Source organism: Acidaminobacter sp. JC074 (assembly GCF_022496765.1).
Taxonomy (GTDB): Bacteria; Bacillota; Clostridia; order Peptostreptococcales; family Acidaminobacteraceae; genus JABXKX01.
Genome location: NZ_VANV01000015.1, coordinates 42358 through 54625, shown reverse-complemented (window position 1 = coordinate 54625; position 12268 = coordinate 42358). Strand labels below are relative to the sequence as shown.

At 33.5% G+C, this 12268-nt stretch carries 12 protein-coding genes; 7 read left to right on the top strand and 5 right to left on the bottom strand.

Annotated features, from left to right (window positions below; all coding sequences use genetic code 11):
* Positions 1-25 precede the first annotated feature (25 nt).
* Genes EZV73_RS17155 through EZV73_RS17135 form a run of 5 tightly spaced genes read left to right on the top strand, consistent with a single transcriptional unit; the run spans position 26 to position 3452 of the window.
* Positions 26-592 carry a DUF6470 family protein gene (locus tag EZV73_RS17155; protein ID WP_240841635.1) on the top strand — a complete coding sequence of 189 codons (567 nt, stop codon included), beginning with the start codon at positions 26-28 and terminating at the stop codon, positions 590-592.
* A 14-nt stretch (positions 593-606) separates the two neighbouring features.
* On the top strand, positions 607-1041 hold the full coding sequence (gene fliW, locus EZV73_RS17150) for a flagellar assembly protein FliW (protein ID WP_240841634.1): 435 nt from the start codon (positions 607-609) through the stop codon (positions 1039-1041).
* Positions 1041-1313, top strand: coding sequence for a carbon storage regulator CsrA (csrA, locus tag EZV73_RS17145; RefSeq protein ID WP_240841633.1), 273 nt, complete (start codon positions 1041-1043; stop codon positions 1311-1313). The genes fliW and csrA overlap by 1 nt, the downstream gene beginning before the upstream one ends.
* 47 nt (positions 1314-1360) lie before the next feature.
* Positions 1361-1624, top strand: a complete 264-nt coding sequence (locus EZV73_RS17140; RefSeq protein WP_240841632.1) for a hypothetical protein — start codon at positions 1361-1363, stop codon at positions 1622-1624.
* A gap of 1 nt (position 1625) precedes the next feature.
* The gene (locus tag EZV73_RS17135) at positions 1626-3452 is read left to right on the top strand and encodes a motility associated factor glycosyltransferase family protein (RefSeq protein WP_240841631.1); all 1827 of its coding nucleotides are present in this window, start codon (positions 1626-1628) and stop codon (positions 3450-3452) included.
* A 48-nt stretch (positions 3453-3500) separates the two neighbouring features.
* On the opposite strand, the gene EZV73_RS17130 is transcribed toward EZV73_RS17135, so the two are convergent.
* The 5 genes from EZV73_RS17130 to EZV73_RS17110 all read right to left on the bottom strand — a co-directional run bounded on the left by EZV73_RS17130 (position 3501) and on the right by EZV73_RS17110 (position 8442).
* A complete protein-coding gene (locus EZV73_RS17130) occupies positions 3501-4658 on the bottom strand; it encodes a polysaccharide pyruvyl transferase family protein (protein WP_240841630.1) in 1158 nt (385 codons plus the stop codon).
* A gap of 11 nt (positions 4659-4669) precedes the next feature.
* Positions 4670-5416: a CBS domain-containing protein gene (locus EZV73_RS17125; protein ID WP_240841629.1), complete on the bottom strand. Its 747-nt coding sequence runs from the start codon at positions 5414-5416 to the stop codon at positions 4670-4672.
* Between the two features lie 11 nt (positions 5417-5427).
* Entirely contained in the window at positions 5428-6615 is a 1188-nt protein-coding gene (locus tag EZV73_RS17120; RefSeq protein ID WP_240841628.1) for an acylneuraminate cytidylyltransferase, read from the bottom strand.
* Positions 6616-6617: 2 nt separating this feature from the next.
* The gene (locus EZV73_RS17115) at positions 6618-7490 is read right to left on the bottom strand and encodes an N-acetylneuraminate synthase family protein (RefSeq protein WP_240841627.1); all 873 of its coding nucleotides are present in this window, start codon (positions 7488-7490) and stop codon (positions 6618-6620) included.
* 61 nt (positions 7491-7551) lie between these two features.
* The gene (locus tag EZV73_RS17110) at positions 7552-8442 is read right to left on the bottom strand and encodes a class I SAM-dependent methyltransferase (RefSeq protein WP_240841626.1); all 891 of its coding nucleotides are present in this window, start codon (positions 8440-8442) and stop codon (positions 7552-7554) included.
* Between the two features lie 193 nt (positions 8443-8635).
* Here EZV73_RS17110 and EZV73_RS28790 point away from each other — a divergent pair, with 193 nt between their 5' ends.
* On the top strand, positions 8636-10456 hold the full coding sequence (locus EZV73_RS28790; protein WP_305037117.1) for a flagellin: 1821 nt from the start codon (positions 8636-8638) through the stop codon (positions 10454-10456).
* A gap of 63 nt (positions 10457-10519) precedes the next feature.
* Positions 10520-12253, top strand: a complete 1734-nt coding sequence (locus EZV73_RS17095) for a flagellinolysin (RefSeq protein ID WP_255813626.1) — start codon at positions 10520-10522, stop codon at positions 12251-12253.
* Positions 12254-12268 lie beyond the last annotated feature (15 nt).

Below are 12268 nucleotides of genomic sequence, written 5' to 3'. Positions count from 1 at the left end.
ATATAATTAGAGTAGAGGTGAGACTATGGCTTTGGAAATAAGAACAACCCCTGCAATACTGGGTCATAATATTACTAAACCACAGCATTCTATTGAGCAACCCAAAGCTCAAGTAGAAGGCGGTTTTACCTTGCCGACAATTAAGGTGGAAGTATCTTTACCTACAGTAGATATTGATCAGAATCAGTCGTTTAATGAATCAGGCCTAAAAGACAATCAGTCTTTTAGTGCCGATTATGTCGCTTACGCAAAGCAAAAAATGCAGGAGAGTATAGGAAGAATCGCTGACCAAGGTAACGAACTCACTAACGTTCATGAGGGTGGTAATCAAATTGCTGATCAAGCTCTCTACAATGCCTTTGATCAATTTTACAATGAGTTTGGCATGGTAACTATGCCGAGAACTAGACCTCAAATAACACTTATAGAAGGACAAGTAGATATTCAAGTTACTGAAGGTCAAAATAATCAAAGAGTTATAGCACAGAAACCAAGAATAGATTATCAACCTGGAAGGGTTGAAAGATATATGGAACAAAAAAATAGTATTTCAATAAAGTATATAGGCGAAAAAGTAGACTTGCAAGTTTGAAAAGGAGGTCAAAGTTGAAGCTAGTAACGGATTATAGAGGTGAAGTAGAATACACAGAAGAAGATGTAATAGAGTTTGTAGATTCTATATATGGATTTGATGGTAAGACAAGGTTTCTTTTAATTGGTAATGTAGAACCAGGACTTCCATTTCATTGGTTACAATCAATTGAAGAAGAATCACTGACATTTGTAATAACAGATCCATTTCTTTTTGTTGAGAATTATGACTTTGAACTTGATGATTTTACAGTAGAGCAATTAGAGATTGATACTGTTAATGATTTAATCGTTTATACAACTGTTATCATTCCAGACGAAATAGAGGATATAACAGTTAATTTGAAATCTCCAATTGTGGTAAATGCGAATAATAGAAAGGCAAAGCAAGTTATTTTGAAAGAGGAATTTGCCTATAAACACAAAATATTTGATAAAGGAGAGGATTAATGTTAGTACTCTCAAGAAAGAAAAATGAAAGTATAATCATTGGTGGTAATATTGAGATTAAAATAATTGAGTCTGATGATGGTAAGGTGAGAATCGGTATTGATGCTCCTAAAGAAATCGAAATACATAGAAAAGAAGTATTTGATTTAATTATGGAAGAAAACAAGGCTGCTATGAACACCAAATCGAAATTGGATCAACTTAAAGGTAAAAAGTTAAATCTTAATATGAAAACTGACAATAGAAAGAAACAGGATAAAATGTTAAAGTAAGTTTGGATGATTTTATTCAAACTTTTTTCTATAAATAGGGAGGAAAGATGTTAGTAACTCAAGCTTATCAACTATCTCAAAAAATTGCAGAATTATTTTATATCGGTGATGATCAAGTTGCATGGAATTTAGTTATTGAGTTTGTGGATGTTTTAGCGAAAATTGAAGCAAAAAACTCTGGAAGATTAAATGAAGTGTTTCTTGATTTAGAGAAAGTTTATGTTTATAAGGAGTCAATAAACTATCCTTTAATTGCTGATATTTTTATGTATAACATTGGACGACATATTTTAATGTTGGAGGAAGCTTAATATGATTTTAAAGAATTATGAATACTTAAAGAAACACATGTTACCTTTACATAATTTACTTAAGCAAAATCCATATAATATGGAAAATGCTATGATCAAGAATGATGATAAGGGAATGTATGTAGTTAGAGACAAGAAAGCAGTCTACCTTCATAGTACAGTTGATTCTTCAAAAGAAGCAGCTCTTGTGATAGATCAAATTGAAGACTTATATTCAAATGACGAAGTGGTAATATTTGGTGTAGGGAATGGTCAGATTCTGAAAAAGATTACTGAAGCTGTTAATGAGAGTTGTAAGATATATGTTATTGATTATATGAACACAATACAGTTATTGTTGAATTATTATGATCTTGAAGGTATTAATTTTGACAGAATAGAAACAGTTACTTTGATGAATAAAGACTCTATTTATGGTACTTTTTTTAAACAATTTTCAGAAAATACAAAGGGGAATTTTGACATAATTATTTTGCCGCAATACAAGAGACTGTTTAGTAGTGTTATTGATGAGTTTTACCATGACTTGACAAAAGTGGTCGAACATAAAAGAAGAAGTACAGTAGCAAATAATGCATTTGAGAAAAGATGGATTCTAAATGCTGTAAGGAATTTTCCTAAAGTAATGAAGACTTCTAATTTTATGAACCTATCTAATTATGATTTAAGTGAATCTACAGCAATTATGATTGCATCAGGACCATCACTTAATTATGATCTTGATATACTTAGAGATATATCTCAGAAAAACAATGTATATATGTTTGGAGTGGGATCGGCTAATAAGACACTACTGAAGAATTCGATTAATCCTGATGGTATAATAACTTATGACCCTAAGTTTAGAAATCAGTTTGTTATTAAGGAATATCTTGAATCAGATGTGATGACGCCTATTATATTTGGTTCCACTGTCGGTAATGAAACACTAGAACCCTTTGATGATCGATTTATGTATCATATTCTAATTAATCAGGACACAGTGTCAAATATTTTGATTAATCAAGAATATAACACGACAGTTATAAACGATAGCCCAACCGTTGCATTAATAACACTACAAACCTTAATTAAACTAGGTTTTAAGGAAATTATTTTGTGTGGACAAAATCTTGGTTTCCACAAAAAGAAGAAGTTTGCAGATGGTATTGATTATGCTCACATCCCAACTGCTGTTAGTGATAAAGAAATGGAAAATAGTATTGAGATAAAAGATGTTTATGGCGAAACAATGTATACTAATGATATGTATTTTACAATGAAGAAGCAATTAGAGATGTTAATAAATAGCAACCCTAATGTTAAAATAACAAATACTACTAAACATGGTGCTTCTATTGAGGGAACAAACTTTGAGGCATTAGAAAACATACTTGATAGACTGGAGTTATCAAAGAAACCTTTTGATTTGAAGAGTGATAAATTAATTAATGAATACGAAATTGATGAAATTCAAAAGAACTATAATTCATTAGATTCGGAAAGATATAAATGCAGAGAGGAGTTTAAAGTAATCGATCAAGTACTAAATGAAATCGGTTTTGCATTAAAGAATGGAAACATGACAAAACTTGATGGTCTGGATATTACTTTAGAGAAATCTATAAATAGGCTATCGAAAAATAAGTACTATGTTTCGATATTAAGACCAATGAATCGTACATACTATTCAATACTCCTAAGTGAACTGAAAAAGATTAATATTGAAAAAGATGTAGAAAAGAAATATTTGATGATTTTCAGCAAAATAGGAGGCTATTTTGCAAAAGTTTTTAATGACTACAACTTTATGAACAAAGAGTTTGAAAACATCAATAGTATTTTTTAAATCTATTCATAAAACTCCTGAGTCGAATGCGATTCAGGAGTTTTTATATTATTTTAGATTTTGATGTAACCAACTTTGAAGTGATGTGTAATAATCCCTATGATCAGATTCAAAACGAGTTGTTCTTTTTTTATAAAGAGAAGCTATTTCCTCACTATTTTCGATACTTTGATTAATAAATCTACTCAGTTCTACAATTTCGAGAGGATCATTTACTTTTATTAATCGGTTTTCTAATGAAAGAGTAGTATATAAATTTTCAACTTTTTCATAACTATTTAATCCAATAGAAGGTATTGCCTGGCCTATTGAACACACATTACTATGAAATCTCATACCTAAAATTAAGTCACATTTTTTATATAATCCAAAGATATATTCTTCTGAACCAGGTCCAGATAAGTATGGAGCAACTGATATTCTAGTACGTCTGAACTTGTCATCAATATGCTTTAAAAAGTCATTGATGGCTTCTAAATCGCTATAAATATGTGGGAATAGAACTAAGTTGTTCTTAGGATTTTCAATTAAAAAATTGTTCATTATTTTTGCAAATTCTTTTATAAATTGATCATATGTCCAATTGGTATTTGGGAATCTAAGTTCTTTCATATCTGTTACTATGTTAATACCAATCAAGTTATCCTTATACAATTTATATGATTCAAAGTTCTTGTCAGTAGTTAGATACATTCCAGCGTCTGGTATATAATGAATATTTGGGAACATATCATCATATAACGCCTCTATATTCTTTTGTGATCCATCATTTCTTAGACTAACAAAGAATTGATCACTTTCGGAAAGTATCTTCATAAAATTTTCGAATTTTTTTATTGAATTATTTGTAGTACCTTTAGCATAGTCACAACCTAAAGCATTAAATAGTATTGGTGTCTTAATTTGCAATAATGTTTCTTCGCTAATATCTATTGTTGTACCTGTATGTGAGTATTCCCACTGCAGTTCGAAAAAGTTTCCGCCACCAATTATGACCAAATCATGAGCATTACATAGATCTGTAAACTGACTTGTATTAAAAGACCTCAGATTCCATGACTTGTAGAATTCTCGTATCTCTAGCTCTGTAAATTCTAACTCATCTTCAATTAGCTTTTTAAGTAGATTACGAAAGCCGCTATGATTTGCATTGTCTCCAATGTTTCCATGAAAACTTGCGATATGCAATATTTTGTATTTGTTCATTTGCCTCTCCATTATGTTCTTCCATATATATCAGAGTATCGAATTATGTCATCTTCTCCAAAGTATTCACCAAGTTGTACCTCAGCAACAATTAAAATATTTTTAGTATGATTTTGTAAGCGATGCTTGCACCCTTTTGGTATATAAACGTGGTCTCCTGCATGTACTTCTTTTACTGTTTCACCAAGAGTGAGTTCACCGACTCCTTTAATAATAACCCAATGCTCCTCGCGTTTTTTGTGTTCTTGTAGACTTAGAGCGCCACCAGGAAATACCTTGATAATTTTTGATTGAGAGAAGTCACTAAAGAATGTAGTCTTATAGATACCCCATGGTCGATTATATATTTCGTATTCTAAAGTGTTTTCATCTAACTCGTCAAAGTTGTAAGATAAATCAAAACTGATATCAGACATTAATAGTATATGAAGATGTTTTTTAGTTAAGAAATTAACAAGATAACCTTTAGAATCCAGGATAGGCAAAAATCCAATTTTTTTGTTCTTAAATTTTGAGATTAAATCATCAATAGAACTGTCTGTTTGTAGATATTCATAATCAGTAGACATTATGGTTGTTATTGATTCTTCTAAAGAAGTTTCATTAAGCAAAGCTCTTCTGATATCGCCATCAGTCACTGTACCGAGCAGTTTATTACTCTTATTAGTCACGAATACAAAACTTTTCTTATTTAACTCAATTTGCCTAATTGCATTAATAATTTTTTGATCTTCTAGAACTATATAGTTTGAGTTCATAGTCACCATCCTTAATCAGCTAAGTATTTCAAAATCATATCAGATGCTTCTCTAACAGCACCATTGCCACCTTTGTGTTTTAGAATGAAAGTAGCTTTCTCTTTTACATCAGTATGTGCATCAGCAACTGCAAATGATAATCCAACAATCTCTATTGCAGGTAAATCATTAATGTCATCACCTATATAGGCAATTTCGTCTAATGGAATACAATACTTTTGGGAAACTTCTTGAATACAAGTTCTTTTATCTTTTATACCTAAGTAAACATCCTCTATCCCTAATTTTTTTGCTCTGGCTTTGGCGATGGGCGAGTTTTCTCCAGTAATCATTACAACAGGGATGTTGCGTTTAATCAAAGAACCTATTCCCATACCGTCTCGAGTATTATATTTTTTAAACTCTTCTCCAGACTCGCTGTAATACATTCCACCATCTGTTAACACACCATCGTTGTCTGTTACAAATAGTTTGATTTTTTTCATCGGATTGTCTATTCTTCGGTTGGAAAGAGTATTCTCTATTACGATCCAGTCATTTGGTTCATCAATTTCAAGATAGTTCTCATCTGACATTTCATAGAACCCGATTTGTCCAAACAAACGTGACTCTGTACTAATTAAACCTTTATAGTTCATGAAATAGAATGAACCATTTTCTACAAGGTAACCATCAAACTCTTGTCTGCGTGGTCTTTTGTTATAATCATAGTTTACTGGCGAGTAACCGAGGTCACTTTTCTTCCAAATGAAGCGCTTTTGTCTTACTCCTGTTAACATTGAATCGTATTTGTTTTCTACGAAATCGTGATAGGCTTCTTTAATGTCAGTTGCTGATGTGAGAGGGCTAGTGGCTTGTAACAAGCATAATGTTTGACATATATATTGATCTGCAAACTCAAGCAAGACTGATTCTGTAGAAGCTTCATCTGTAGAAGTTTCTATACTACGAGCAATAATTGTAATATTGCTCGAGTATTTATATAGAAATTTATTAATGTAGTCTATACAAGTTTTCTTTATTTCATCAGAATCTGTTGAAATAAAAATGTGATCAAAAACCTCGCTTTTAGCAGAAGCTTCTAGTATCCAAGCTAAAAGTGGTTTACCGGCTATAGTTTTAATGTTCTTTAAAGGGATAGATTTAGAACCTCCCCTAACTGGTATTATTGCTATGTTGTTACCGACATTTTTTTTCAAAATTACCTCTTTCTATACTTTAGCTTATCTCTTTGAACTTTTTCTATTTCTAGAATTTCTTCCTTTTTATATGTTAACGCTTCAAAAGTAGACATTAAGTTTCTTTTGAGTAGTCTAACACCATTAGGCTCTAGGGAAGCAGCATGATCTGTACCTTTCCAAGTACGATTAAGTGTATAATGCCTTTCAATCGTGCTAGCACCTAATGTATATGCTGCCACATCAATAGCAATACCATTATGATGTCCTGAAAACCCCACTTCTTTTACTCGATGACCATATGTGGAAATCAATCGAGTAATTTCAAGTAGAGATACATCTTTGAAAGGCACAGGATAACCAGAGGTACAACTATAAATAACAAGATCTTTGTTACGTTTTTTCTTTTCGAATAACTGGATGATTTGCTCTTCTTCTTCGTGAGTTGTCATACCGAAAGATAGATGAACATCTCCTTTGTAGTTGTCACATAGCCATTCAAGCATTTCAAAATGATTGTTGCAAGCTGATGGTATCTTAATCATTTTAGGTTCCAGAGATGATATTTCTTTAGCTGATGTCAAATCCCAAACAGAGGTACTATATTCAATATTGTACTCCTCGCACCATTCTTTTAATTGTCGATGTTGTTCTACATCGAATTCGAGAAATTCTCTATGAGCACCGTACGTATTACCATAAGAGTTATGTGGAACTGGATGAGGTGTATTATATTGTTCTTCAGTTAATAATTCCTTGTTGTTTCTTTTCTGAAATTTTACAGCATCAACCTGACAAAAATATGCAGCAACTTTTATAAACTCGTGAGCTAACTCCATATCGCCTTTGTGATTGCAGCCTATCTCTGCTATTACTTTTGGTTTTTTATAGTTCATGTTATTCTCCTTTACTTGTTAAATTTACATTAATATCATACCCATAACACTAGTCTCAAAACTACTCCACTTCAAATATTAGTATTATGGTATCTGAGATAAAGTTATCAGTTAGATAGCTTTTGAAGTAACTTTCTAACCATTGGTATTCGTTGCATAAATTAAAAGATGTATTGGTAATCTGTGGTTGTTTATTTATAAGCCAATTAAATGTATTCTCTATACTATATCTTTGAATACCAGAGGCTGATATAAGTCTAAAACCGCGATTTTCGAAGTAATCAATTAGTATATCTTTAGTAAAATATGATACATGAGCACTTTGATAGTAAAAATCAGAATATTCCTTACAAGATTTAACGAGTAGATCATCTGCATTAGGTACTTCTATTATTATTTTACTCTTATTGTGGGTTATAAACTTTAGACTATTAACGAATTTATCTAGGTCGATAATATGTTCGAGGACATGGAATAAGAGAATACCATCATACTTTGAAAGATGCTGGACCATATCAGGATGCGTGATATCAATATCTAATAAATCCACATTGTATCTTTCTTTTGCAATTTTTCTCCTATCATCTCCTAGCTCACAACCTACAACGTTAAATTGATTAGCTAACGCTTCATTAATAAAAGTACCATATCCTGAACCAATTTCAAAAATAGATGACTTTTGATGGAACTCTTTTTTTAAAAGCTCGAGTCTTCTTTTAGTGTCAGCAGTTGCTTTTTTTTCAATTAAATCCATATCAATGATTTTATATATTGTTTTCGCTTGTTTATTATTGGAATAGAAATCCTTTGCTTCATCATCTGTATATATAGGATGTAACTGAATGTGGTTACAATTATTACAGATATAAACTGATTGCTTATCAGAATCTCTTAATGTTTCCTTTACTAACTGAAAGTTGTTACTATGACAAATAAGACAATTTTTTTCCATAATTAAATCCTCCCAAAGTTTTATCGGTCATTTTTTAATAATTTTGAAGAAATTTAATAAAAGATGTAAAGTAAATACAGAAAATGACGATAATACTTATGAAGTCATCAATATATCGGCCGTAATATTGATGGTTTTGATTGGTAATGGACAAGGATGTCCTAACTTATAAATATATTCAAGGAGGAATATTATGAGAATTAATAATAACTTAATGGCTATGAATACTCATAGACAACTAGGCATGAACTCAGCTAATGGTGCAAAATCTATCGAGAAATTATCATCAGGTTACAGAATTAACCGTGCCGGTGATGATGCTGCTGGCTTAGCAATTTCTGAAAAAATGAGAGCTCAAATTAGAGGTCTTAACCAGTCTTCTAGAAACGCTCAAGATAGTATTTCATTAGTACAGACTGCAGAAGGTGCGTTAAACGAATCTCAAGCAATCTTACAAAGAATGCGTGAACTAGCTGTTCAGTCTGCCAACGATACTAACGTTGATGCTGATAGATCTGCTCTTCAAAATGAAGTAGACCAATTATCTACAGAGTTAACTAGAATTTCTAATAACACTGAGTTCAACGAAAGAAAACTTTTGAATGGTGGTTTACAAACAGGTAACCTTGATGGCGAATTAACTTTCCATATTGGTGCTAACCAAAGCCAAAATATGTCTTTAGGTATTGGTGCAATGGATGCTAAGTCATTAGGCGTATCTAGAGATGTTACTGCTGGGACATTAGATGCTACTAACGCTGCTGGTGTTTCTAGTGTTGCTGCTGACTCTGTTGACGTAGACAATGTATTAGCTGCTGGTGATTACCAAGTAACAGTAGCTACTGTAGCTTCTGGTGCAACAGCTTCATTCCCAAGTGGAACAACTTTAGCTGATGCTGGTTCATTAATTACTGGTACTCCAACTGCAGATTTTACTTCTACATTCACATATAATCATACAGTTGCAAACACTCCAGCTACAGCTACAGGTATTACTGTAGGTGATCAAAATGACTGGGCATTTGCAGGTGGTACGAATGGTAATATGTCAGGGATTTCGATTAAGATTCATGATGGTAATGGTGCATCAGATGGTGCTGCATGGTCTGGAAACACTTTAGTAGTTAATGTAAACAACACAATTGCAGTATCAGGTGGTTATGTTGAAGGTTTAATTCAAGCAGCTGCTGCTGGACAACCATCTGGCATAGATGTAACTCAAATAACAATAACTGCAGGTTCTGATGCAACCGCGGGTTCTGCTGGTGATACTTCAGGTGCTGCTGCGGCTATCAACTTAACTGGTGGTGTAGATGCTGCTGCTGCTAATTTCACTATTACTGGTGATGGTGCTCAAACAGTTGCTGCTTCAGGTACAGTTGTTATTAATGGTACTTCTATTGATTTATCACAAGTAAGTAACCGTGCTGCTGGTCAAAATGGTGACTCATTCACAATTACTGGTTATGCATCTGCTGGTACTACTGTTCAATTAGCAAATTCAAGTGGTACTGCTATTGGTTCAGCTGTAACAATTGATCAAGCTGCTGGTGGAGAATACACTATTGGTAACTCTGGTACTGGTCAAATGGACGTAACATTTGCTGCTGGTGGTGCAACTGTAGGTACAACTACTGTAACTGTTGCTCAAACAACTTCAGATGCTGCTACATTCACAGGTGGTAATACAACTGCTGCGACTGTACAAGGTGGTTTAAGTATTTCTAGTCAATCTGATGCTGATGCTGCGATTACTACAATTAACAGTGCAATCACAAAAGTATCTGATGAAAGAGCTAAGCTTGGTGCTGTTCAAAACAGATTAGAGCACACTATTAAGAACTTAGATACATCTTCTGAGAACTTACAAGCTTCTGAATCTAGAATCAGAGACGTTGATATGGCCAAAGAAATGATGAACTTCACTAAGAATAACATCTTACAACAGGCTGCTCAATCTATGTTAGCTCAAGCTAACCAAGCACCTCAAGGTGTACTTCAGTTATTAAGATAATAACTATATAGTATAATTAAAGGGATGCTTATGCATCCCTTTTTAACCTAGGGAGGTGTGATCATGCGAATTAATAATAATTTGATGGCTATGAACACACACCGTGTGCTTGGAATTAATCAGGAGAATGGTAGTAAGTCAATTGAAAAACTATCTTCAGGATTTAGAATCAACCGTGCTGGAGATGATGCTGCAGGTCTTGCAATCTCTGAAAAAATGAGAGGGCAAATTCGTGGTCTTAATCAGGCATCAAGAAATGCCCAAGATGGTGTTTCACTTCTTCAGACCACTGAAGGTGCATTAAACGAAACTCATGCAATTCTACAAAGGATGCGTGAACTTGCAGTTCAAGGTGCCAATGATACGAATGTTGATGAAGATAGAAAACAACTTAATGCTGAGATTTCTCAGTTAAAGAGTGAAGTTGACAGAATTGCCAACGCGACAGAATTTAACACAAAAAAAATGTTGAATTACGGTGCACAACTTCAAGCAGATGGCTTCGATGGTATTAGTCAATCAGTAATCAACACATTGAATACAAAAATACCGGAATGGATTAACGACTCTATGGTCGCTATTAATGAACGGTTTGGTATTGAGTTTCCAGATAGTCCAACTAATAGGACTATGAATATAATCTATGAACAAGGTGCATCTTACGGTGCTGCAATGGCTTCGCCACCAGATGCTTCTGAGTTAACTCTGAGAATTAATTTAGATTCTTTTGTAGATTCTAATGGCAACTTAAGAGATGAAGGTACCTTGGATACTTTAATAGCACATGAAGTCATGCATGCATTTGAGTTTACCGAGATGTCATCACTGCTTAATGCGGGTACATCACCAGAAGAAACGTGGTTTATGGAAGGCTTATCAATGTTAGTTCAAGGTGGAAATGGTTGGACTGCAAGTGAGTTAGGTGGTGCTGAAAACGCTGTTGTTTCAGGGGCATTTTCTAATTCATTAGCTGATTATGCTTCTGCATTTGTAGCCTTAAAGACGCTACATGAAATAACTTCTGGCGGTATCAACTCTGTTATTGATGCTATGGAATCTGGAGCTACATTAGATCAAGCGATTCAGGCGACAAGTCAAGGAGATAGAGGTGAAGTAACTTCTACTGGTACTTATGATCATGTGGCTAGTGGTGATACTGGTTATCACAGCTGGGCTGAGTTTATCACTGACTTTAATGCTGGTGATTTTGATAACTATTTAAGTAGTAGTACGGATTTTACTCAAGGTACAGGTACAATTGTGAGTGGTTCTGTAGCGGGTTCATCAAGTAACTTGTCTTTAGATGCTACAATACCAAATGGTACTGGAACGGCCGAAGTGTATACACACTATACTTTGAACTTTACTTCTGATAGTGCTTCAACCACAGAAAGCGATACTCCTGAGACTATTTTATTCCATATAGGCGCAAATCAAGGACAGAATTTAACATTTAACACCTTTGATGCAACATCTAATGGACTAGGAATTGACTCTGTGAATGTATCGACTCAAGCGACATCTGATTCTGCAATTAAAACTATTAATGATGCGATTATAAAGGTATCAGATAAGCGTAGTGAAATTGGTGCGATTCAAAATCGTCTAGAGCATACAATCAAGAGTTTAGATATTTCTGCTGAAAACTTACAAGCATCAGAATCTAGAATCAGAGATGTAGACATGGCAAGTGAGATGATGAACTTTACGAAGAACAACATACTTCAACAAGCGGCTCAATCCATGTTAGCTCAGGCAAATCAAGCGCCACAAGGTGTGTTACAGTTATTAAGATAAGATTTAGACATGATT